Consider the following 22,284-nt stretch of genomic DNA (forward strand, 5'->3'; position numbering starts at 1 on the left):
CCTCCTCTTACAACGAAATGCGGGGGGGGGGGCCCGGGGGGGCCCGCCGCCCCGTCGAAGACCCGTGCCCCGCACGGACCTCAGGCAGAGCGTGCGGCTCAGGCCTCGGCGCCTTCGGCGGCCTCGGTGTCGGCGGCCGGCTCCTCGGCCTGCGCGGCCAGGATCTGGATGACGACGGCCTCGGGGTCGGTGGCCAGGGTGGTGCCCGACGGCAGCTTGATGTCCTTGGCGTGGATCGCCGCGCCGGCCTCGAGGCCCTCGATGGAGACGGTGACGGAGGTCGGGATGTGGGTGGCCTCGGCCTCGACGGAGAGCGTGTTCAGCACGTTCTCGACCAGGAAGCTGCCCGGGGCCAGGTCGCCCTCGGTCTCGACCGCGACCTCGACCGTGACCTTCTCGCCCTTCTTGACGAGCAGCAGGTCGACGTGGACCAGGAAGCCCTTGATGGCGTCGCGCTGGACGGCCTTCGGGATGGCGAGCTCGGTCTTGCCGTCGATGTCCAGGGAGAGCAGGACGTTCGCCGTACGCAGCGCCAGGTGCAGGTCGTGGCCGGGCAGGGTCACGTGGACCGGCTCGGTGCCGTGACCGTAGATGACCGCCGGAACCTTGTTCTCGCGGCGGATGCTGCGGGCAGCGCCCTTGCCGAAGCTGGTACGGACGTCGGCGGCAAGCTTGATCTCAGCCATGTGCACTCCTCGTAGAAAGTGATCCCAAAAAGGTGGTCACCCGGCCACGACTGGCCTGCTACGAAGAGCGCGTCGATAACGGACCGCCGTACTCCGGATACCCCGGATACGGCCTCCCTCGCCGAGCAACTGCCCCAGAGTACCCGTCGACTCCCCGACCGCCCAATTGGATCAACCGGCGGCGTACGGATGGATCAACCGGCGGCCGCGTACGGACGACCCCATCGCTCTGTCCCGGGCGCACCTATCGGACGATTCCCCATAGGCATTCCCCTATCCTTGCCGCTCATGGACCTGCTGCTGCACCTCAGGTACTTCCGGACCGTCGCCGAAGAACAGCACTTCGGCCGTGCCGCCGAACGCCTGCGGGTCGCCCAGCCCTCCCTCTCGCAGCGCATCCAGCGCCTCGAACGCGAACTCGGCGTCCGCCTCCTCGACCGTGGCCGCACCGGCGCCACCCTCACCCCCGCCGGCCGCCTCGTCCTCGCCGAAACGCACACCCTGCTCGACGCCGCCGACCGGCTGCGTACCCTCGTCGGCCGCGTCCAGGGCGGCGCCGCCGGCACCCTGCGCGCCGCCGTACCGCCCCAGCTCGGCGGCGCCACGGTCGCCGCCCTGCTCACCGCCTACCGCGACCGCAGCCCCGGCGGCACCCTCGACCTGCGCGAACTCACCACCGCCGAGCAGACCGCCGAACTGACTGCGGGCACCCTCGACGCCGGCATCGTCCGCCACCCCTGCCCCGCCACCGGCCTCGGCTTCGGCCCCCAGCTCCACCAGCCGCTCGGCGCGCTCCTCGCCGTCGACGACCCCCTCGCCCGGCACACCGCGATCGACGTACGCGACCTCGACGGCCGCGAACTCCTCCTCTTCCCCCGTGCCACCGCCCCCGCCCTCCACGACGAAACACTCACCGCCTGCGCCCGCCACGGCTGCACCCCCGGCGCCGTACGCGATGTCACCGGCAGCGAATTCACCCATGCCCTCATCCTGTCCGGCACCCACGTCGTCGCCCTGCTGCCCCGGCCCGCCCCCGAACCCGGCACCACCTGGCGCCCCCTGCGCGGCACCCCGCTCACCTGGCGCACCTCCACCGCCTGGCCCGCCGGACGCGACGGACCCGCCGTCCGCCTCTTCACCGAAGCGGCCCACGACGTCCTGCGCGAACACGCCGGGCTCGTCCCCGCCACCCCGCAACGGCGCCTGTTCCCCCGCCCCGCATCGGAGTTCCCGCTGTGAACACCCCCGTACGTGGCCGTATCACCGCCGCCTTCACCGACGCCGGGGTCAGCGGAGCGCTCTGCGCCACCGACATCGACACCGGCTCCACCGTCGCGCTGGGCGCCGACACCCCCGTCTCCACCGCCAGCGTCCACAAGCTGTGCCTCGTCGCCACTCTCTACCGCGAAGCCGCCGCCGGCCGTCTCGACCCCGCGACCCCCCTCGACATCCCGGCCGCCGGCCGCGCCCCCGGCCCCACCGGACTCGCCGTCATGCGCGACGCGGCCCGGCTCTCCCCGCGCGACCTCGCCTCACTCTCCATCGCCGTCAGCGACAACGCCGCGGCCGACGTCCTGTGGGACCACGTCGGCCTCGACACCGTCAACGCGACCATGAGCGCCCTCGGTCTTCGCCGCACCATCGCCGTCCACAACCAGGCCGACCTGTACGCGACGCTGCTCGCCGACGCCGGCTCCGGCGGGGCCGCCGCCCTCGTCGACCCCGCAGCCGTCGCCCGCCTCACTGCCCTCGACCCGGCCCGCACCAACCGCTCCACCCCACGCGAAATGGCCCAGCTGCTCGGGGCGGTCTGGCGCGACGAGGTGTGCGGCGGGGAGTGGGGCGAGGAGCTGCGCGCCGTGCTCGGAGTCCAGGCGTGGAGCCACCGGCTTGCCTCCGGGTTCCCCTTCGACGACGTACGCGTCAGCGGGAAGACGGGGTCGTTGCCTACGCAGCGGCATGAGGCGGGGGTGGTCGAATACCCCGACGGGGGACGGTACGCCGTCGCGGTCTTCACCCGGGCGGCGTCCACGGCGGCGACGTTGCCTGCGGCGGATGCGGCGGTCGGGCGCGCGGCCCGGATCGCGGTGGACGCGCTGCGAGCCGGGCGAGGGAGCGTGTGAACTGGGCGAGGGAGCGTGTGAACTGGGCGCGCCCCAACCCCGCTTTCGCCCGCGGGCCGGGCGGGTTGGCGGGTGAGTTGGGGTGCGCCCCAACCGGGCTTTCGGCCGCGGGCCGGGGAGGTTTGGCGTGGGAACTGGGGGCGCCCCCAGCCTGGCTTTCGGCCGCGGACCGGTGGGTGGTTGGTCGCGCAGTTCCCCGCGCCCCTTCAACCCCGATTTCGTCTGCGGACCGTGCCCGCGTCTCGCGCAGTTCCCCGCGCCCCTGTAGGGCACGCGGCACCGAACCGGTCGCGTTCGTCGTGGCGGAGCCGCGCAGGTGGCACAGCCCCGCGCCCCTGTAGGGCACCCGGCGCCGAACGGGTCGCGTTCGTCGTGGCGGAGCCGCGCAGGTGGCACAGGTCCGCGCCCCTGTAGGGCACCCGGCGCCGAACGGGTCGCGTTCGTCGTGGCGGAGCCGCGTAGGTGGCACAGGTCCGCGCGGCCATAGGGCACGACGCACCGGCCGGGGTGTGAAGAAGGGCCGCGTCCAAAAGTGGACGCGGCCCCAACTCCCTGCGGCTACTTGCTAGTTCTCCTCGAAGAGGCTCGTCACCGAGCCGTCTTCGAACACCTCACGGACCGCACGCGCGATCGACGGCGCGATCGAGAGGACCGTGATCTTGTCAAGCTCCAGGTCCGACGGGTCGGGCAGCGTGTTCGTGAACACGAACTCGCTCACCTTGGAGTTCTTCAGACGGTCCGCGGCCGGACCCGACAGGATGCCGTGCGTGGCCGTCACGATGACATCCTCCGCACCGTGCGCGAACAGCGCGTCCGCCGCGGCGCAGATCGTGCCACCCGTGTCGATCATGTCGTCCACCAGGACGCAGACGCGGCCCTTCACGTCACCGACGACCTCGTGCACCGTCACCGTGTTCGCGACGTCCTTGTCGCGGCGCTTGTGCACGATCGCCAGCGGCGCGTCCAGCCGGTCGCACCAGCGGTCGGCGACCCGTACCCGGCCGGCGTCCGGCGACACGATCGTCAGCTTCGAACGGTCGACCTTCGCACCCACGTAGTCCGCGAGGACCGGAAGCGCCGTGAGGTGGTCCACCGGACCGTCGAAGAAGCCCTGGATCTGGTCCGTGTGCAGATCGACCGTGAGGATGCGGTCCGCGCCGGCCGTCTTCAGGAGGTCGGCGACCAGACGCGCCGAGATCGGCTCGCGGCCCTTGTGCTTCTTGTCCTGACGGGCATAGCCGTAGGACGGAATGATCACGGTGATGGATCGTGCCGACGCCCGCTTCAGGGCATCGATCATGATCAGCTGTTCCATGATCCACTTATTGATCGGAGCCGTGTGGCTCTGGATCAGGAAGCAGTCCGCACCACGCGCCGACTCCTGGAAACGAACGTAGATCTCACCGTTCGCGAAGTCGAAGGCCTTCGTCGGCACGAGGCCCACACCCAACTGGTGCGCAACCTCCTCGGCCAGCTCGGGGTGGGCGCGGCCGGAGAAGAGCATCAGCTTCTTCTCGCCGGTCGTCTTGATCCCGGTCACAGCACAGTCTCCTCAGACAAGTTCGATGCTGCTGCGCCCGCGCGGTCCCTCTCGCCGCGAGCCAGCCGAATATGTGCACCTATCACGGTAGCCCGTGAAAGACGCGCCCGAATCCGGTCAGTTCTCGCCAACCGGCTGCTCGGCCGCAGCCTGAGCGGCCTGCGCGGCAGCACTTCCCGGACGCTTGCGCTCCACCCAACCCTCGATATTCCGCTGCTGGCCCCGCGCCACGGCCAGCGAACCCGCCGGCACATCCTTCGTGATCACCGAACCCGCGGCGGTGTAAGCACCGTCCCCCACTGTGACGGGCGCAACAAACATGTTGTCCGAACCCGTCTTACAGTGTGAGCCGATCGTCGTGTGGTGTTTCGACTCACCGTCATAGTTCACGAACACGCTGGCCGCGCCGATGTTCGTGTACTCACCGATCGTCGCGTCCCCCACATACGACAGATGCGGAACCTTCGTCCCCTCACCGATCGTCGCGTTCTTCGTCTCGACGTACGTACCGATCTTGGCCTTCACACCGAGCCGCGTACCCGGACGCAAATAGGCGAACGGCCCGACCGTCGCACCCTCGCCCACCTCAGAGTCGTACGACACCGCGTTGTCCATCCGCGCGCCCCGGCCCACGACCGTGTCCGTCAGACGCGAATTCGGACCGACCTCCGCGCCGGAAGCCAGATGCGTCGCACCGAGCAGCTGCGTCCCCGGATGCACGACCGCGTCCTGCTCGAACGTCACCTGCACATCCACGAACGTCGTCGCCGGATCCACCACCGTCACACCCGCGAGCATCGCCCGCTCCAGCAGACGGTCGTTCAGCAGCCGGCGCGCCTGCGCCAGCTGCACCCGGTTGTTGATCCCCAGGATCTCCCGGAAGTCCCCCGCGAGCGACGCACCCACCCGGTGCCCCGCCTCCCGCAGAATCCCGAGCACGTCCGTCAAGTACTCCTCGCCCTGACTGTTGTCCGTACGCACCTTGCCCAGCGCGTCCGCGAGGAGCGCGCCGTCGAACGCGAACACACCGGAGTTGATCTCACGGATCGCGCGCTGCGCGTCGGTCGCGTCCTTGTGCTCGACGATCGCGGTGACCGCGCCCGAGACGTCGTCCCGCACGATGCGGCCGTAGCCGGTCGAGTCGGCGACCTCGGCGGTCAGCACGGTCACGGCGTTGCGGTCGTTCTCGTGCGTACGGGTCAGCTCCGCGAGCGTGGCGCCGCTCAGCAGCGGGGTGTCGCCGCACACCACGACGACCGTGCCCTCGATGGACTGGCCCAGCTCCTCAAGCGCCATCCGCACCGCGTGCCCGGTGCCGTTCTGCTCGTACTGGACGGCGGTTCGCACACCCGCGTCGACCGCACCCAGGTGCGCGGAGACCTGCTCGCGGGCGTGGCCGACGACCACGACGAGGTGCTCGGGGTCGAGCTCACGGGAGGCTGCCACGACGTGGCCGACGAGCGAGCGCCCGCAGATCTCGTGCAGAACCTTGGGAGTGGCCGACTTCATGCGGGTGCCCTCACCCGCGGCGAGGACGACGACGGCGGCCGGGCGGGTTGCGCTCACGGAGGTGCCCTTCGGCTTCGGGGGGTGGACATCCGAAGGATACCGGGGGGTTTCGCGGATGAAATCGGGGTGGGGGCTGGGGAAATGCGAGCGGGTCCTGACGAAAATCGTCAGGACCCGCTCGCATAGCTCCCCCGCCAGGACTCGAACCCGGACATAGGGCACCAAAAGCCCCAGTGCTGCCAATTACACCACGGGGGATGGAAACCGACTAAACCGGACAATTGGTCAGGTCGCCGGATTGGCACTCAACACTATGCCGCACCAGGCGCCCTCCACGCGACGGTAGAGATCGGCGGCCTTGGTCACGTAGATCACGAGGCAGCCCCGGTATGCGTCAGCCGTGTTCCTCCGGTTGGTGCGTGGATTGTGTTTCTTGAGCGTGGCCCGCTGGAAGGTGGCGGGGTCGACCCCGGCCAGTTCGGCCCAGAATCGCTCGGCTTCGGCGACGTCGGCCGATTCGTGGATGCTGACGCGGAAGCGCATCCGCTCCCGCGGGACGCCCAGTAGCTCCAGCCAGTTGAGGTAGACCTGGATCATTCCGGGATCGCTGTTGATGAACTGCAACTGCTCGCAGCGGCGGTAGGTCTTGTCCTTCGCTCCCTCGGCCCAGTAGAGGCCCACACCGACGAGGAACAGCTCCCTGTCCGAGAGCTTCCCGACCTCGTCGCGGGCTGCCGCTTTGGTTTCCCGGCGCTCCTCGTCCTGCGCGGCGCGAAGCCGGGCGAGCCCCTGATGCATCAGGGCGTGTCGTTCCGCTTCGGTGTACCGGGGCTCGGGCTTGGGGAGGTCGCGTACCCACAGCGATATCGAGCTCTTCGAGCAGCCGAGCTCGACCTGGATCTGGTCGTACGTCATGCCCTGCGTGCGGAGCTGCCGGGCGCGTTCGCGTAGGTCGTCCTTGGCGTTGGGGCGTTTGGTCCACTCCGGGGCCGGTTCACCCTTCACCAGGCGGTGGAGGATGTCGTTGTTGTCGATGTGCAGGCGGTCGCGTATCTGGCGCAGGCTGAACCCCTCGCGCCGCAGCGCGATCGCCTGCTCGCGCAAGGCCTCGAAGTCGGCGTACTTGCCGGGTGTGGTCGATGTCATACGGCCACGCTCGTCCGGAATGCGGACGTCCGGTCGAGGAATCGGCGTATTCACTCCATCGTGGGATGGATGGTGATTTCCGGCGTGTTCGGGGTGATTTCGTGCCGCTCGCGCTGTGGAAAAAGGTGAAGGAAAAACGTTCGCGCCCGCCCGTAGGCTGGGAGCCATGACCGCAACGGGGGCTGACCAGGAAGCCACGGGGTTGACCTCCCGTGGCTGGTGGTGGTGGGAGCGCAGGCGTGGCGCCGTGCTGGATGTCTCGCTCGGGGTGTTCTCCGCGCTGGAGTGTGCGCTGGAGGGTGTGAACTTCGCCGGGGACTCGGGGCTGCCCGTGCCGGCGGCGGTGGTGCTCGGACTGGTGGCGGGGGCCTCGCTCGTGCTGCGGCGGCGGTGGCCGATCGCCGTGGTGCTGGTGTCGATCGCGGTGACCCCGGCCGGCATGGGGTTCATGCTGAGCGTGGTGGGGCTCTACACGCTGGCCGCGTCCGAGGTGCCGCGCAGGATCACGGCGGCGCTGGCGGGGATGTCGGTGGCGGGGACGTTCATCGTCACGTTCGTGCGGATGCACCAGAGTGTGGCGCGGGGTGAGTACGACCCGGGGCGCTGGTACGTGCCGCTGGTGTCGGTGGTGATGTCGGTCGGCATCTCGGGTCCGCCGTTGCTGTACGGGCTGTATATAGGGGCGCGGCGGCGGCTGATGGAGTCGTTGCGGGAGCGGGCGGATTCGCTGGAGCGGGAGTTGTCGCTGCTCGCGGACCGGGCGGAGGAGCGGGCGGAGTGGGCGCGTACGGAGGAGCGGACGCGTATCGCCCGGGAGATGCACGACGTGGTGGCGCATCGGGTGTCGTTGATGGTGGTGCACGCGGCGGCGTTGCAGGCGGTGGCGCGCAAGGATCCGGAGAAGGCCGTGAAGAACGCGGCGCTCGTGGGTGACATGGGGCGTCAGGCGTTGACGGAGTTGCGGGAGATGCTCGGGGTGTTGCGGGCGGCTGATCCGCAGCCGGTGGCGGTGCGGGTGGACGCGGTGCCGCTTGCGGCGGTGGGGGTGGCGGCGGCGGTGGCCGCGGCGGCCGCGGAGGAGGGGCCGTGTCTGGCGGACATCGAGGCGCTGGTGGGGCAGTCCCGGGAGGCCGGGATGGTGGTGGAGCTGATGGTGCAGGGGGAGGCGCGGGGGTGTGACGCGCTGGTGGAGCAGACGGCGTACCGGGTGGTGCAGGAGGCGCTGACCAATGTGCACAAGCATGCGGCGGGCGCGAAGGTGATGGTGCGGCTGGCGTACCGGGAGGCCGAGGTGGCGATGCAGGTGGAGAACGGGCCTGCGGACGGGGTCACGGCGGATGCGGGGTTGCCGAGCGGGGGGAATGGGCTGGTGGGGATGAGGGAGCGGGTGCTGGGGTTGGGCGGGGTGTTCGTGTCGGGGCCGACGGATGAGGGTGGCTTCCGCGTCTCGGCAGTCCTCCCGGACCGCACGGTGGTCACGCCGTAAGGCCCGTGCCGGGTGGCCTGCGGGCCGGCCCGTTCGCGTCGCCGAGTGCCGCACTGGCGGCGCCCCCGGGCCACCGGGTGCCGTCTCGGCATCGGGTGGCCTTGCTTGGGATGGCTCCGGTAGTGGGTGCGGGTTCTCGGCGCCGGGTGCCCTACTAGGGGCGCGGGGAACTGCGCGGGGCCCCAGCACGGTCCGCACCCGAACTCCCCAGCACGGTCCGCACCCGAACTGCGGGGGCCGGGGGCTCCGCCCCAAAGCCCGGGGGCTCCGCCCCAAAGGCCGGGGGCCACTCCACTCCATCCCGTCCCATCCCGACATCCCTCACGGTGTGGGAAGGCGGCTGATGTTCGGCGCCGAGCAGTGGGGGCGTCAGGCCGCCGGGCCGTCGGGGCGGCGCGAGGGCTCAGCCCGCTGTCAGGCGGACCGGCTGGGTGCCGGTGATCAGGGTGTTGAGGGCGTGGTCGATGTCGGGGCCGAGGTACCAGTCGCCGGTGTGGTCGAGGGAGTACACGCGGCCCTCCGCGTCGATGGCGAGCACCGCCTGCTGATCGCCCTCCTCGCCCAGCGGCGCGATGTCCGTGTCGAGGGCCCGCCCGAGGTCCGCCAGGGTGCGGGCGAGGTGGAGTCCGGCGAGGGGGTCGAAGCGCAGGGCGGCCGGGGCGTTGCGGCGGCCGGGGCCCGGCGCGGTGAGGCGGAGCCCGCCGAATTCGGCCCAGGCTTCCACGGCGGCGGGGAACACGGTGTGCCGGTGGCCCGCGGGGGAGGCGTGGCCGCGCAGCACGTCGGCCCAGGCCTCGGCCTGGCGGATGTCCCAGCGGCCGGGCTGCCAGCCGGCGGAGCGCAGGGCGGCGTCGACGGGGACGGGAAAGCGGGTGGTCGAGGTGTCCGGCATCGGCCGCGGCCTTTCGGTGGGAGGGGGCGGGGTGCGGTGCCGGGTCTACGGCTCGACGCTGCGGACGCCGAAGTGGGCCAGGAGCGCGGTGCAGGAGCGGCAGGGAGGGGCGTAACTGCCGTGCAGGGGGTCGCCGTCCTCGCGTATGCGGCGCGCGGTCAGCTTGGCGTGTTTGAGGGCGCGGCGGGCTTCGCCGTGGGTGAGGGGTTTGCGCTGGGCGCGTTTGGAACGTCCCGTCTCGACGGCGGTCAGGTGGCGCGAGAGCAGGATCGCTTCGGGGCAGCGGCCGGTGAAGCGTTCGCGCTGGCCGCTGGTGAGGGTGTCGAGGTAGTCCTGGACGAGGGTGTGCAGGACGGGCGGCTGTTCGCCCTTGCCCGCGGTGCAGGTGAGGGTTTCGCCGCGGACGGAGAGCGCGGCGGCTATGGCGGGGAGGATGCCGTCGCGACGGTGACGGAGTAAGGGCGCGGCGGTGGTCGCCGTGGCGCTCCAGGTGAGGCGCGGGTCACCCGGCGGGTTCGGACCACCCGGCGAGTTCGTGGCCCCCGGCCCCGGCGGGTTCGGACCACCCGGCGAGTTCGTGGCCCCCGGCCCCGGCGAATGGGTCCCTCCAGGCGAACTCGTACCGTCCGCCCCCGGCGTGCCGAGCATCGGTCCTGGCGCCAGGGTGGCCCCCGGTGTCGGCGTACCCGGTGCGCCCCCAGGCCCCCCCGGCCCCCCGCGCGCGGCCCGTGTTGTGGATGTTTCGTCTGCTGCGGTCTGCATGGTGCTGGTGTTCCTCCCACTGGCGGCGGCTTCAGCCGCACGTGTCAGCGCCCCCGAGTTGCGGGGACAGCCTGCCAAATGTGAGTGGTGGTACGGAAGCTGGGGCGTGATAAGCGACGTATCACCGGCGCAGGGTGATATGTGCGTGACCGTTGGTGACCGGATCGCGGGGCCGGTTCCCGGTATTGCACCACCGCATAGTCTGGTCCTCACCAGCCAGACGCAGGAGTACGCAGCAGGGGGCAACCGCCATGACGACAGGTCGGCTCGGGCAGCATGCCGCGCCACCGAACGCGGCCTACGCCGGGCAGGTCGTGCACTTCCCGGACCCGGTCCGCGCCGCCCGGCATCCCAGAGGGGTGCGGGTGGACGAGAACGGCTTCCCGGTCTTCTCCGCGTACGCCCGTGCGGGGGTGGAGATCGCCGAGCCCCCCGAGGGGTTCGGGGTGGACGAGCTCCGGCTGACCGACTACGTGTCGGCGAACGCGGCGCTGGCCGCGTCGGGCCACGAGCTGTGGGACACGATCGCCGCGGTGGCGACGCCGCACGGCTGGACGTGGCACCACGTGGCGGGCGGCCGCCGTCTCGAACTGGTGCCGGTCGAGGTGAAGGCGCTGCTGCGTCACTTCGGCGGTCTGGCCACCGCGCAGGTCGAGCACGACAAGCGGGGCACGCGCCCGTTGCAGGAGACGCGGCCCGCGCACTTCGGTCTGCCGAAGGGGTCGGTGGCGGTGTCGGAGTCCCAACTCCTCGGTGTGGAGGAGGACTTGGGGTACCGGCTGCCCGGCGCCTACCGCTCGTTCCTGAAGGCCGCGGGCGGCTGCGCCCCGGTCGGCGCGGCGCTCGACGCGGAGTTGGGCCTCCTGGTGGACCAGCCGTTCTTCACGGTGCGCGAGGAGGCGGCCGTCAACGACCTGGTCTACATCAACAAGTGTCTCCGCGATCACCTCACCAAGGACTATCTGGGTGTCGCGTTCGTCCAGGGCGGGATCCTCGCCGTGAAGGTGCGCGGCTCCGCGCCCGGCTCGGTCTGGTTCTGCGCGTACGACGACGCGCGGGACCAGGACGGCCTGAGCGTGAACGAGCGGGTGGAGCGGCTGCTGCTGCCCTGCGGTGACGATTTCGACGCGTTCCTGGCGCGGCTCGCGGGCAATCCGCCGGAGCTGGAGACCGTGGCGAACCTGATGGTGGACGGCGGCTTCGCGCGCGTCGTCGAGACGACCTCGGTAGGGGAGTGAGCCGGCCGATGGTGACTTTCGCTCAGGCGCAGGAGCGCGCGGAAGAGTGGATCAACGGCGATGTGCCCGCGTACCAGCACCGTGAGGTGCGGGTGCGGGAGTTCGAGCTGGGTTTCGTGGTGTGGGCGGAGGACCGTGAGAACGGGCCCGCGGTCGACGGCGGCGCGCAGCGCCTGGTGATCGCCCGGGACAGCGGGGACGCCTCGCTGTGGCCGGCGCTGCCGGTGGGTGAGGTGATCCGCCGGTACGAGGAGGAGTACGGGGTGCCCGAGAACGCGCCGGCGGCGCCGGAGCCCCCGGCGCGTATCGATCTGAACCAGACGTCGTTCCTGCTGAGCCCGCCGGAGTGGTTGCAGGAGGCGGCCGACCGGCTGGGCATCCCGGACCGGCGGGGTGCGGGCGCCGCCTCTGCCACTGCCTCCGGGACCTCCCAGCCCCAGCCCCAACCCCAGCCCCAGTCGCAGTCGCAGGGAGCCGGTGGGTCTGGTGCCGGTGGACCTTCGGCACCCGCCGAGCCCGTCTGGCCGGCCGCTGCGGGTACGGGTGCGGCTTCGCCGCAGGGACGGGCTCCCGGTGCGGAGACCCCTGCCGGAGCCACGCCCTGGGCGGGGACGGACACCAACGCCGGGTCGGACGACGGTTCCGTACCGCTGCCCGCGACGGTGTACTCGCCCGCCCTGTCCGGTTCGGACGGTGACGACGCGGCGCCGCCGAAGGTGCTGCCCGAGGCGAAGACGGCGTTGATGGCGGGCGGCAGTCAGCTGCCGCCGACGGCGCTCGCGCCCGCGTACGACCCGCAGCGGGGCGCCCCGGATGGTCAGGGCGCACCGGGTACTCCGGGTGCCCCGGGGGGTGCGCCTCAGCCAGGTGCGACCTCGCCGGGTGCGACCCCGGCGCCCGGTGGTCCTGCGGTTCCTGCGGTGGCGTACCCCGCGCCCTCGGGTTCCGCCGCCCCCCCGGGTTCCGCCGTGCCTTTGGGTGCCGGCGACATCGCGGACGCCGCGACCAGCAAGGCGGTCGGGCCGCCGCCGGGGGCGCGGGCCTCGCGCGGCGGGGGTTCGACGACTCCGCCGCCGCCCGGCGCCCCGGGAACTCCGGGTGCCCGTCCGGGCGTTCCCCCGGCGGGCCCGGTGCCGGGTTCGACTCCGCCTCCGGGTGGGTCGGTCGGGGGCCATCTGCCCACGCAGCTCGTGTCGCAGCTCGGGCCGGACGGGCGCGGCCAGGGGCAGGGGCAGGGGCCGCAGCCGCCCCAGCCGCCCGGTTCGCCCACTCCGCCGCCCGCGCGGGGCGATGTGCACCACGCCGCGACGATGTTCGCGGACCCGAGCCTCGGGGGTCAGTCGGGCCTCGCGCCGATGCCGCCGGGCCCGCCCGGTGCGCCCGGCGCCCCCGTCCCGCCCGGTCCTCCGGGAGCCCCGGGCCGGCCCGGGGCACCGGTGCCGCCCGTGCCTCCCGGTGTGCCGCAGACGCCGCCCGGCGGTGTGCACCACGCCGCGACGATGCTGGCCGACCCGGGGCGTATGGGCTCCGCGGGTTCTGGTGGGCCGGGTGCGCCCATGGCTCCCGGGGCGCCCGGAGCCCCTGGGGTGCCGATGCCCCCCGGCCCGCCGGGTCAGCCTGGTCGTCCGGGGGGCCCGGGTGGGCCCGGCGCTCCCATGCCGCCTGCCGCTCCCGGTGTTCCCGGTGGCCCCGGAGTTCCCGGCGGCGGTGTGCACCACGCGGCGACGATGCTGGCGGGTCCGGGACAGATGGGTGCCGGTGGCGGGGTTCCGCAGCCGCCCGGGCCGCCCGGCATGCCGCCGGTCGGCGCCGTGCCGCCGCCGCCCGCGTACGGCTATCCCCAGCAGCCCCCCGCCGGGCTGCCCACGGTGGGCCCCGGTTACCAGGCGGTGTTGCGCTACCGCGCGCCCGACGGCTCCGAGCAGCAGCTCATCCGCCGTTCGGCGCCGGGCATTCCGCACCCGGAGTGGCAGATCTTCCACGAGCTGCGGTCGATGAACGTGCCCGCGGACCATGTACTGGAACTCCACACCGAGCTGGAGTCGTGCGAACTGCCGGGCGGCTACTGCGCGCGGATGATCCGTGAGCAGTGGCCGCAGGTGCGGATCACGCATGTCGCCCCGTACGGCAAGGAGCACGGCTCGCGTCGTCAGGGTGTGCAGCATCTGCTCACCCACCAGGGCGAGTTGGCGCAGGTCGCGGACGGTCCCGCTCGGCCGCAGCCGGTGCGGGCGCCGATTCCGGCGGTGCAGCCGGCGCCGCCGCTGCCGCCGGAGGGTGTGGCGCACGAGCTGACGGGTGCGTTCGGCCCGCAGGGCGTGTTCCGTTTCGACCAGCGTGCGGTGTCGCGTCAGGGCGTGCCGGAGGCCGTCGCGGTCACGCTGGTGTGGGCGGGGCTTCCGGTGGACCTGGGCCCGTTCTTCTGGGCGCAGGCCGTGCCGGGCCAGCCGGTGCCGACGCTGGCGGAGCTCGCGCAGCAGCGCGGGGTGCAGCCGGCCGCGGACGCGGGCTCGTACCTGGTGATGGGCTCCGACTTCGGGCGGGCGATCTGCGTCCAGTACGGGACCGCGAACATCGTGGCGGTGCCGGTGGAGGCGGGGCCCGGCGGGCAGTCGGTGCCGCCGCAGTTCGTGAACTCGGGGCTGCCCGAGTTCGTACGCTCCCTCGCGCTGCTCGGCCGGATGTGGCGGCTGCGGTCGGGGCTCAACCCGGAGCAGGCGGGCCGCTGGACCGTCGACTTCCAGGCGCAGCTCGCGGCGCTCGACCCGGCGGCGCTGGCGTCGCCGGAGAGCTGGTGGTCGGTGTTGCTTGAACAGATGTGGGACGGGCTGCTCTGACCGTTGTCCTCGTTCGCCGGAGGCGCTCACCGCGCGGGTCGCGGTGGGCGCCTCGGTGGTTTCGTGGCGCTGGCCGCCTCTTCGGAACGTCGCTTCGTCTGTCGCTTCGTCTGTCGCTTCGGGCCTCGCTTCGGTCCTCACTTCGGACCGCCGCTTCGGCCGTTGCGTCGGTGGGGTTGGTGGGTTCGGTGGTGTTTCGGTGGTCGCTTTGGTCGTTCGGTGCCCGCGCGATGTCCCCTTCTGGCGCCGATTGACGCATCCTTGAGCGTGTCATGTGGGCGGAGTGTCGCCATATCGGCCACTTCGTTTCGATCGGCCGGGGTGTGGGAGAGAGGGCTTTCGGGATGAGCGCAGCATCGGTGCCGTCGTCGGCGCGGCCGTTCGGGACCGGCCGGGGCCGTGGCTACCGTCCCGACCAGGTCGACCCCGCGGTGGCCCGGCTCGTACGGGAAGCGGAGGCGGCCCGGGAGGGGGAGGCGCGGCTCGCCGCCCTCGTCGACGAGCTGACGGAGCGGGCGGCGCGGCTGCGGGAGCAGGTCGCCGGGCTCGCGCCGCAGACGTACGAGGCGCTCGGCGGGCAGGCCCGTGAGCTGTTCGCACTCTGCGCCGAGGAGGCCGACGAGGTGCGGGCCGCGGCCGAGGAGGCGGCGGCGGATGCGGTGCGCGCGGCGGAGGAGGCGGGCCGGGCGGCCAGGGACGCGGCGCGGGCGCACAGCCAGGCGGTACTCGCCGACGCGCAGGAGTGGGTGGAGCGGACGCTGCTCGATGCCGGTACGGAGGCGGACGAATTGCGGGCCGCCGCGCGCGGCGAGGCGGAGGGTCGGCGGGCGGAGGCGGCCGAAGAGCTGGCCTCGGCGGTTCGGCGCTGCGAGGCGCAGCTGGCCGGGCAGGAGCGGGACCACGCGGAGGCGCTTGTCGCCGGTGAGCGTGAACAGGCCGTGCGCGAGGGGGAGTTGGAGGCGCGGGTCGCGAAGCTGACGCGTGCGGCGGAGGCGGCGCTCGACGGGGCGCGGCGCGATTTCGCCGAGGCGGAGGAGGGTGCGCGTCGTGCGGAGGAGGAGGCGGAGGCTCGGGCGGCGGAGCTGGTTGCGGGGGCGCGAGGTGTTGCGGGGCGGGTTGTCGGCGAGGCGGAGGGGGTGGTGGGTGAGCACGAGGTGGTGCGGGCGGAGATGCGGGCGCATATGGCTCATGTGCGTGACGCCCTGTCCGCCCTGACGGGCCGCCGTCCCCCGACCCAACAGGACCCGGAGCCTCCGCCCGCCTGACCCCGAGCCTGCCGGCTGGGTACCCCGCCCGCCTGACTTTGAGCTCGCCGCCCACCCCCGACGGGTTCCGCCCTGGGTCCCCACGGTTTCCGGCTGCGCGCCGGTGGGGGCCGCCCGCGCAGTTCCCCGCGCCCCCAGCGGAGTTGCGCTCGCCCGGCATACAGGGGTGCCTCGCCCCTCGGCCCAGCTCGCGCCCGCCGGAGCCAAGGGGCGCGGGGAACTGCGCGCCCAGCCCCCACCGGCCCGCACCCGGCGGCAGCTTTTAAGGGGCGCGGGGAACTGCGCGCCCAGCCCCCACCGGCCCGCACCCGGCGGCAGGTTTTAAGGGGCGCGGGGAACTGCGCGAGAAGCGAGCACGGTCCGCACACGAAAGCGGAGCCAAGGGCGCGGGGAACTGCGCGGTCGGCCCCCACCGGGGCGGAGACCCCTAGGGGGCGGTCCCTACTCCGGGGCAGGGGGCGTTCGTCCCGGCGGAGGAGGTGACGCCCCCATCCGCTCCTTACCTTGGTCTTACCGCAGGGAAGCCACGGGGGAAGCCGCGGCGGGGTGGGGAAAACCCCACCCCCAAGACTGCGCTGGGCACCAGGGCGCCAAGCATCGCCTTGCCCGAGACTCAAGACGTACGTCAGCGACTGGCTGAACATGACCTAGGAGAATCACCGTGACAACGGCTGTGACCATTCCCCGGCACGGGGGCACCGGCGGCACCGGAGGACGTACGGCGGTCGCGGCTCGGGCGCGCCAGGTCGTGAAGGCGTACGGGTCGGGGGAGACCCGGGTCGTGGCGCTCGACCACGTCGATGTCGACATAGCCCGGGGACAGTTCACCGCGATCATGGGCCCGTCGGGTTCCGGCAAGTCCACGCTCATGCACTGCCTCGCCGGGCTCGACACCGTGACGAGCGGTCAGATCTATCTGGACGAGACCGAGATCACCGGCCTCAAGGACAAGAAGCTGACCCAGCTGCGCCGCGACCGGATCGGGTTCATCTTCCAGGCGTTCAACCTGCTGCCGACGCTGAACGCGCTGGAGAACATCACGCTGCCGATGGACATCGCGGGCCGCAAGCCCGACGCGCAGTGGCTGGAGCGTGTGGTGGAGACCGTCGGTCTGGCTGGACGGCTGAAGCACCGGCCCACCCAGCTCTCCGGCGGGCAGCAGCAACGCGTCGCCGTGGCGCGGGCGTTGGCGGCCCGGCCGGAGATCATCTTCGGTGACGAGCCGACCGGAAACCTGGACTCGCGGGCCGGCGCCGAGGTGCTCGGCTTCCTGCGTCAGTCCGTCGACGAGCTGGGCCAGACCATGGTGATGGTCACCCACGACCCGGTCGCCGCCTCCTACGCGGACCGGGTGCTCTACCTCGCCGACGGCCGCATCGTCGACGAGATGCTCCGCCCCACCGCCGAGGCCGTCCTCGACCGGATGAAGGATTTTGACGCGCGGGGGCGTACGTCATGAGCGTGCTCAAGACCTCGATGCGCAACGTCCTCGCGCACAAGGGACGGATGGCGCTCTCGGCCGTCGCGGTCCTGCTGTCGGTGGCGTTCGTGTGCGGCACGCTCGTCTTCACCGACACCATGAACACCACCTTCGACAAACTGTTCGCGGCGACCTCGGCCGACGTCACCGTCAGCCCCAAGTCGGCCACCGCGGACGGTGCCCCGTCACAGACGGGCAAGCCCGACGCGCTGCCCGGCTCGCTCGTCGCGAAGGTCGCCAAAGTGCCCGGCGTCCGCAAGGCGGAGGGCGCGGTCGGCAGCACCAACGTCACCGTAGTCAACGCCAAGAACGAGAACATGGGATCCACCACCGGCGCCCCGACCATCGCCGGCAACTGGACCGACAACGACCTCAAGGCAATGGAGATCACCTCGGGCCGCGCCCCGCGCGGGCCGACCGAGATGATGGTCGACGCCGACACCGCCGACAAGCACCACCTCAAGATCGGTGACGAGCTGCGCACCATCGCCGTCACCGGCGACTTCACCGCCAAGATCACCGGCATCGCCACCTTCAAGGTGACCAACCCCGGCGCGGCCATCGTCTACTTCGACACCGCGACCGCGCAGCGTGAACTCCTCGGCGGCGCGGGCCAGTTCACGCACATCGACGTCACTGCCGCGGACGGCGTGAGCGATCCCCGGCTCAAGCGGGACGTGGCGGCCGCGCTCGGGTCGGGCCCGTACAAGCTCCAGACGGCGAAGGAGGCGGCGGACGACGGCCGCGCGAGTGTCGGCTCGTTCCTCGACGTCATGAAGTGGGCGATGCTCGGCTTCGCCCTGATCGCCTTCCTCGTCGGCATCTTCCTCATCGTCAACACGTTCTCGATGCTGGTCACCCAGCGCACCCGCGAGATCGGTCTGATGCGCGCCATCGGCTCCAGCCGCGAGCAGGTCAACCGGTCCGTGCTGGTGGAGGCGGTGCTGCTCGGCGTGGTCGGCTCGGTCCTCGGGGTCGGCGCGGGCGTCGGACTCGCCGTCGGCCTGATGAAGGTGATGGGCTCCATCGGCATGGAGCTGTCAACCGGCGACCTCACTGTCCAGTGGACGACGCCCGTCATCGGTCTCGTCCTCGGTGTCGTGGTGACCGTCGTCGCCGCGTACATCCCGGCCCGCCGCGCGGGGAAGATCTCGCCGATGGCCGCCCTGCGGGACGCCGGCACCCCGGGCGACGCCAAGGCCGGCGCGATCCGGGCCGCCATCGGCCTGGTCCTGACCGGCGCGGGCACCGCCGCCCTGTTCGCCTCCGCCAACTCCTCGCAGGCATCGGCAGGTTCGCTCCTGCTCGGGCTCGGCGTGGTGCTCACCCTGATCGGCTTCGTCGTCATCGGCCCGCTGCTCGCCGGCGGTGTGGTGCGGGTGATCAGCGCCCTGGTGCTGCGGATGTTCGGACCCGTCGGGCGGATGGCCGAGCGCAACGCGCTGCGCAACCCGCGGCGTACGGGGGCGACCGGCGCGGCCCTGATGATCGGGCTCGCTCTGGTGGCCTGTCTGTCGGTGGTCGGCTCCTCGATGGTCGCATCGGCCACCGACGAGCTCGACAAGTCGGTCGGCGCCGACTTCATCGTCTCCTCCGGCACCGGCCAGCCCATCGTGCCGCAGGCCGCCGACGCGCTGCGGAAAACCCCGGGCCTCGCCCACGTCACCAACTACAAGGCGGTCGACGCGAAGCTGACCGCCCCCGACGGCAAGACGATCGACGACCAGGTCACCGCCGCCGACCCCACCTACCGTCAGGACCTGCGGCGCACGACCGTCGCCGGCGACCTGGCGGCGGCGTACGGCAGCGGCGCGATGTCGGTGGGCGACACGTACGCCAAGGAACACGGCGTCAAGGTCGGCTCCTCCATGACCATCGCCTTCAAAGGCGGCGCCACCGCGAAACTGAAGGTCGCGGCGATCACCTCGGACGACACCAGCGTCGACAAGGGCGCGATGTACACCAACATCACGACCGTCGCGCGCTACCTGCCGGCCGACAAGATGCCCAAGAACATGCTGATGTTCGCCAAGGCCGACGACGGGAGGGCGAAGGACGCCTACGCCTCCCTCAAGGAGTCGCTGAAGGCGTATCCGCAGTACAAGGTGCAGAACCAGGCCGACTTCAAGCAGGACCTGAAGGACCAGATCGGCCAGCTCCTGAACATCGTGTACGGACTGCTCGCCCTCGCCATCATCGTGGCGGTGCTCGGCGTGGTGAACACCCTCGCCCTGTCGGTGGTCGAGCGGACCAGGGAGATCGGCCTGATGCGGGCGATCGGCCTCTCGCGCCGGCAGCTGCGCCGGATGATCCGCCTGGAGTCCGTGGTGATCGCCCTGTTCGGCGCGCTGCTGGGCCTGGGGCTCGGCATGGGCTGGGGCACCACCGCGCAGAAGCTGCTCGCCCTGGAGGGCATGGGTGTCCTGGAGATCCCCTGGCCCACCATCACCACCGTGTTCGTGGCCTCCGCGTTCGTGGGTCTGTTCGCCGCGCTGATCCCGGCGTTCCGGGCGGGCCGGATGAACGTACTGAACGCGATCGCGACCGACTAGTTCAGCCCCCGCTGGTGGGCTCGTACGGTCCCGCGGGTCACGTCGTGAGCCGCAGCAGCACATAACCCCCTGCCACCCCGGCGACCGTGTATCGGGCGCCGGGGTGCAGCGTCGTGGCGTACTGGACGGGGTCGCCCGCCCAGCCGTCGGAGTTGTCGATCGCGATGAAGCGCGGGGTGACCGGGCGGGCCGAGCCCACCCAGAAGACCCGGCAGCGAGAGGTGAGCCGGGCGATCGGACCGATGTCCGCCTCCACGGTCGCCCCGTCCGGGATCCGCGCCAACAGAGCTTCCGCCTCGGCTACTTGAGGCCTCTTCTGGTACGTGCCCGGCTCGGTCAGTGCCGCGAGGGGCAGCGACGGGGTGAGCGCGAGAGCCGCGACGGCCGCGCACAGCGGCAGCTTCGGGGCATGGGTGCGCAGCCACGTGTACGGGCTGTGCCGTGCGGTGGCCACCGCGTCGGTGAGCGCGAGCGCGACGACCGGCATCAGGACGGCGCTGTAGTGCCAGTCCGTGGACCAGTAGTGGTCGTCCGACGACAGGAAGCGCCAGCTCAGGGTGGGCAGGGCGACGAGCAGCAGCGGGGAGCGCAGGGCGATCAGGCCGGTGGTGGGGAGCAGGATCCAGGCCAGGGTGCGCAGCTTGAGGTGCCAGGCGGCGAACGGGCCCGCCGCGTCGCCCCCGTCCACCTTGCTCCAGTAGTCGTAGCCGCCGGTGGAGTTGAAGGCGGGGATGACGAGGGTGAGGGTGACCAGGGTGGCCACCACCCCGAGGGCGGCCACGGCCAGCGCCCACCGGGCGGTGCGGGGCGAGACACGGCGGGCGCGCACCGCGACGACTACGGCGAGCGCGGCCGTCGTCAGACCCAGGTCCTCCTTCACGAAAACCAGGGGCAGCGCGTACCAGAGCGCCGCGCGCCACCGTCCGCGCAGCACCGCCTCCAGACTGAAGGCGATCAGCGGGACGGCGAAGCAGATCTCGTGGAAGTCGAAGTCGGCGGCGCGCTGGATCCCCCAGGACAGTCCGTACGCGACACCGACCGCGAGGCCGGGGCCGCGCCCGAGCAGCCGGGCCGAGACACGGGTCACCGGGACGGCGGCGAGCGCGAACAGGGCGGCCTGCGCGACGAGCAGGGTGACGGGGCTGGGGAAGAGCCGGTAGGCGGGGGCGAGCAGGGCGGTCACCGGGCTGAAGTGGTCGCCGAGGATGTTGGTGCCGGGCCCCTTCAGGTCGGCGACGGGCGCCTGGAGGTGGGCGTAGGCGCGGACCACCTGCTCGAAGATGCCGAGGTCCCAGGAGAGGGTCTCCATCCGGCGGTAGCGCTCCACCCCGAGCACGGTGTACGCGGCGAAGAGTGCGGCGGCGAGCAGATAGGGGTCGGCTGCCCGCCGCGGGAGTATTCGCCCCCGCAGGCGGCCCGGTCGCCGCTGTCCACCCGCTTCGGGGGAGCCGGCGGCGGTTCCTTGTTCGGGCAGCGTGAGCAGGACTCCGGACACGGTGGGACTCCTTGGTTCAGCGGGCGGGGGTGGTCGGGGTGACGGTGCCGGAGGGCGTGCCGCGCACGGGGAGGCCGGAGCCGGTCGGGACGGACGCCGAGGGCGAGCCGGACGGCGGACCGGGCTGCGAGGCGTGGGCCGGGTCCGGCAGGGCGGACGACGAGGGGGAGTCCGGCGCCGGGGACGGCGACCCCTGCCCCGGTACGGGGGAGGCCGACCCGGAATGCGCGCCGCTGGGCGAGGCGTCGGCAGGAACGCCGGCGGGCGGCACCGGCGCGCTCTCCTGGAGCCGTACGCCGAGCGCGGCGCCGGACCCGGCAAGCAGGCACACCGCGCAGGCGGCGAGCGCGGCGAGGTTGCGCCGGCGGCGGCGCAGGCCGCGGGCCGCGACGCGCTCGGCGGGTTCGGCCACGGTGTGCCGGGCCCCCGCGTCGGCCGCCCGCTTCAGGGCGCGGGCCAGGAACTCCTCGTCCCGGTGGACGTCAGACACCGTGTTCCTCCTCCAGGAGACGGGGCGCGAGGGCGGCCCTTGCGCGCGACAGGTGGGTCTTGACGGTCCCGGCGGAGATGCCGGTCTCGTGGGCGACCTGGTCCACGCTGAGGTCGCACACGTAGTGCAGGACGGCGACGCGGCGCTGGCGGTCGGAGAGGGTGCGCAGGGCGTCCACGAGGGCGACGGTGCCGGGGTCGGGTTCGGGGGCGGGCCCGGTGTGCGCGCGGTGGTGACGCCGCCAGGCCTCCGCGGCCCTGCGGCCGCGGCGCCATCGGCTGATGGCCAGGCGCCACGCCACGGTTCGCACCCAGGCGTCCGGGCCGGCGCCCGCGTCCAGCCCTGCCCTGCGGCCCCAGGCCCGTACGAATGCCTCCTGGACGACGTCCTGGGCCTCGTGGAGGTCGCCCGTCATCAGGTACACCTGGCCCACCAGCGGTTTCACGGCGCGCGCGTAGAACCCCTCGAACTCCTCGTCGGTCAATGCGGCTCCCGTGGCTGGATAGGTCTCACGGGGTATACGCCCAGCACCCCCCTCCCGGTTGACACCCCACCCCAACTTTCCCCCAGCCCCTCCCGAGGCCCCGGCACCGGGTGCCCCGCTCGGGGGCCGCGGGGCTGTGCCCTTGCGCGGCTCCGCCGCGGTGGGCTCGACTGTTCGGCGTGGGGCGCCCTACAGGGCGCGGGGAACTGCGCGGGTGCCCCAGCACGGTCCGCACCCGAAGGCGGCGGGGTTGCTGGGGCTCCGCCCCAGACCCCGTTAGCGCCCGAAAGGCGCTCGTC

Annotated in this window: 17 protein-coding genes and 1 tRNA gene; 8 read left to right on the forward strand and 10 right to left on the reverse strand. The window is 72.4% G+C overall.

Going from position 1 to position 22,284, the window contains the following annotated elements; all coding sequences use genetic code 11:
- Nucleotides 1–98: 98 nt before the first annotated feature.
- Complete coding sequence (locus AB0D31_RS32490) at nt 99–686, reverse strand: 50S ribosomal protein L25/general stress protein Ctc (protein ID WP_362729805.1); 588 nt, start codon at nt 684–686, stop codon at nt 99–101.
- Nucleotides 687–974: 288 nt separating this feature from the next.
- Between AB0D31_RS32490 and AB0D31_RS32495 the strand changes: the two genes are divergently transcribed.
- Together AB0D31_RS32495 and AB0D31_RS32500 are read left to right on the forward strand one after the other, a co-directional pair.
- Entirely contained in the window at nt 975–1,925 is a 951-nt protein-coding gene (locus AB0D31_RS32495) for a LysR family transcriptional regulator (RefSeq protein WP_362729808.1), read from the forward strand.
- Complete coding sequence (locus tag AB0D31_RS32500) at nt 1,922–2,809, forward strand: serine hydrolase (protein WP_362729811.1); 888 nt, start codon at nt 1,922–1,924, stop codon at nt 2,807–2,809. The genes AB0D31_RS32495 and AB0D31_RS32500 overlap by 4 nt, the downstream gene beginning before the upstream one ends.
- A 565-nt stretch (nt 2,810–3,374) precedes the next feature.
- On the opposite strand, the gene AB0D31_RS32505 is transcribed toward AB0D31_RS32500, so the two are convergent.
- The 4 genes from AB0D31_RS32505 to AB0D31_RS32520 form a co-directional block, all read right to left on the reverse strand.
- The gene (locus AB0D31_RS32505; RefSeq protein ID WP_114039280.1) at nt 3,375–4,349 is read right to left on the reverse strand and encodes a ribose-phosphate diphosphokinase; all 975 of its coding nucleotides are present in this window, start codon (nt 4,347–4,349) and stop codon (nt 3,375–3,377) included.
- A gap of 117 nt (nt 4,350–4,466) precedes the next feature.
- Entirely contained in the window at nt 4,467–5,915 is a 1,449-nt protein-coding gene (gene glmU / locus AB0D31_RS32510; RefSeq protein ID WP_362729814.1) for a bifunctional UDP-N-acetylglucosamine diphosphorylase/glucosamine-1-phosphate N-acetyltransferase GlmU, read from the reverse strand.
- A gap of 129 nt (nt 5,916–6,044) precedes the next feature.
- Nucleotides 6,045–6,116 (reverse strand) — tRNA-Gln (locus AB0D31_RS32515).
- Between the two features lie 27 nt (nt 6,117–6,143).
- Nucleotides 6,144–7,004 carry a hypothetical protein gene (locus AB0D31_RS32520; RefSeq protein WP_362729817.1) on the reverse strand — a complete coding sequence of 287 codons (861 nt, stop codon included), beginning with the start codon at nt 7,002–7,004 and terminating at the stop codon, nt 6,144–6,146.
- Between the two features lie 166 nt (nt 7,005–7,170).
- On the opposite strand from AB0D31_RS32520, the gene AB0D31_RS32525 reads away from it, so the two are divergent.
- Nucleotides 7,171–8,490 carry a histidine kinase gene (locus tag AB0D31_RS32525; protein WP_362729818.1) on the forward strand — a complete coding sequence of 440 codons (1,320 nt, stop codon included), beginning with the start codon at nt 7,171–7,173 and terminating at the stop codon, nt 8,488–8,490.
- A gap of 403 nt (nt 8,491–8,893) precedes the next feature.
- Here the strand turns inward: AB0D31_RS32525 and AB0D31_RS32530 are convergent, their stop codons facing one another.
- On the reverse strand, nt 8,894–9,382 hold the full coding sequence (locus AB0D31_RS32530) for an SUKH-3 domain-containing protein (RefSeq protein ID WP_362729821.1): 489 nt from the start codon (nt 9,380–9,382) through the stop codon (nt 8,894–8,896).
- A gap of 45 nt (nt 9,383–9,427) precedes the next feature.
- Nucleotides 9,428–10,030, reverse strand: a complete 603-nt coding sequence (locus tag AB0D31_RS32535) for a YwqJ-related putative deaminase (RefSeq protein ID WP_362729823.1) — start codon at nt 10,028–10,030, stop codon at nt 9,428–9,430.
- Nucleotides 10,031–10,395: 365 nt separating this feature from the next.
- Here AB0D31_RS32535 and AB0D31_RS32540 point away from each other — a divergent pair, with 365 nt between their 5' ends.
- The 5 genes from AB0D31_RS32540 to AB0D31_RS32560 all read left to right on the forward strand — a co-directional run bounded on the left by AB0D31_RS32540 (nt 10,396) and on the right by AB0D31_RS32560 (nt 19,516).
- Entirely contained in the window at nt 10,396–11,382 is a 987-nt protein-coding gene (locus AB0D31_RS32540) for an HNH endonuclease (RefSeq protein ID WP_362729826.1), read from the forward strand.
- 8 nt (nt 11,383–11,390) lie between these two features.
- Entirely contained in the window at nt 11,391–14,219 is a 2,829-nt protein-coding gene (locus AB0D31_RS32545; protein WP_362729829.1) for an SUKH-4 family immunity protein, read from the forward strand.
- A gap of 344 nt (nt 14,220–14,563) precedes the next feature.
- Nucleotides 14,564–15,484: a cellulose-binding protein gene (locus AB0D31_RS32550; protein WP_362729832.1), complete on the forward strand. Its 921-nt coding sequence runs from the start codon at nt 14,564–14,566 to the stop codon at nt 15,482–15,484.
- 661 nt (nt 15,485–16,145) lie between these two features.
- Complete coding sequence (locus AB0D31_RS32555; protein WP_362729835.1) at nt 16,146–16,943, forward strand: ABC transporter ATP-binding protein; 798 nt, start codon at nt 16,146–16,148, stop codon at nt 16,941–16,943.
- Nucleotides 16,940–19,516, forward strand: coding sequence for an FtsX-like permease family protein (locus AB0D31_RS32560; RefSeq protein ID WP_362729838.1), 2,577 nt, complete (start codon nt 16,940–16,942; stop codon nt 19,514–19,516). Before AB0D31_RS32555 ends, AB0D31_RS32560 begins: the two co-directional genes overlap by 4 nt.
- Before the next feature lie 37 nt (nt 19,517–19,553).
- Here the strand turns inward: AB0D31_RS32560 and AB0D31_RS32565 are convergent, their stop codons facing one another.
- The 3 genes from AB0D31_RS32565 to AB0D31_RS32575 all read right to left on the reverse strand — a co-directional run bounded on the left by AB0D31_RS32565 (nt 19,554) and on the right by AB0D31_RS32575 (nt 21,985).
- On the reverse strand, nt 19,554–20,927 hold the full coding sequence (locus AB0D31_RS32565) for a DUF2079 domain-containing protein (protein WP_362729845.1): 1,374 nt from the start codon (nt 20,925–20,927) through the stop codon (nt 19,554–19,556).
- 100 nt (nt 20,928–21,027) lie between these two features.
- Nucleotides 21,028–21,501, reverse strand: coding sequence for a hypothetical protein (locus AB0D31_RS32570; protein ID WP_362729840.1), 474 nt, complete (start codon nt 21,499–21,501; stop codon nt 21,028–21,030).
- Entirely contained in the window at nt 21,494–21,985 is a 492-nt protein-coding gene (locus tag AB0D31_RS32575; RefSeq protein WP_362729843.1) for a SigE family RNA polymerase sigma factor, read from the reverse strand. The genes AB0D31_RS32570 and AB0D31_RS32575 overlap by 8 nt, the downstream gene beginning before the upstream one ends.
- Between the last annotated feature and the right edge of the window lie 299 nt (nt 21,986–22,284).

Source organism: Streptomyces sp. NPDC048361 (assembly GCF_040651795.1).
Lineage (GTDB): Bacteria > Actinomycetota > Actinomycetes > Streptomycetales > Streptomycetaceae > Streptomyces.

Bases quoted from the DNA above. Each gene is read 5' to 3' on its own strand.
- AB0D31_RS32525 (WP_362729818.1), top strand. From the start codon at position 7,171: ATGACCGCAACGGGGGCTGACCAGGAAGCCACGGGGTTGACCTCCCGT.
- AB0D31_RS32535 (WP_362729823.1), bottom strand. From the start codon at position 10,030: ATGCTCGGCACGCCGGGGGCGGACGGTACGAGTTCGCCTGGAGGGACC.
- AB0D31_RS32530 (WP_362729821.1), bottom strand. From the start codon at position 9,382: ATGCCGGACACCTCGACCACCCGCTTTCCCGTCCCCGTCGACGCCGCC.
- AB0D31_RS32545 (WP_362729829.1), top strand. From the start codon at position 11,391: ATGGTGACTTTCGCTCAGGCGCAGGAGCGCGCGGAAGAGTGGATCAAC.
- AB0D31_RS32560 (WP_362729838.1), top strand. From the start codon at position 16,940: ATGAGCGTGCTCAAGACCTCGATGCGCAACGTCCTCGCGCACAAGGGA.
- AB0D31_RS32490 (WP_362729805.1), bottom strand. From the start codon at position 686: ATGGCTGAGATCAAGCTTGCCGCCGACGTCCGTACCAGCTTCGGCAAG.
- AB0D31_RS32520 (WP_362729817.1), bottom strand. From the start codon at position 7,004: ATGACATCGACCACACCCGGCAAGTACGCCGACTTCGAGGCCTTGCGC.
- AB0D31_RS32550 (WP_362729832.1), top strand. From the start codon at position 14,564: ATGAGCGCAGCATCGGTGCCGTCGTCGGCGCGGCCGTTCGGGACCGGC.
- AB0D31_RS32540 (WP_362729826.1), top strand. From the start codon at position 10,396: ATGACGACAGGTCGGCTCGGGCAGCATGCCGCGCCACCGAACGCGGCC.
- AB0D31_RS32495 (WP_362729808.1), top strand. From the start codon at position 975: ATGGACCTGCTGCTGCACCTCAGGTACTTCCGGACCGTCGCCGAAGAA.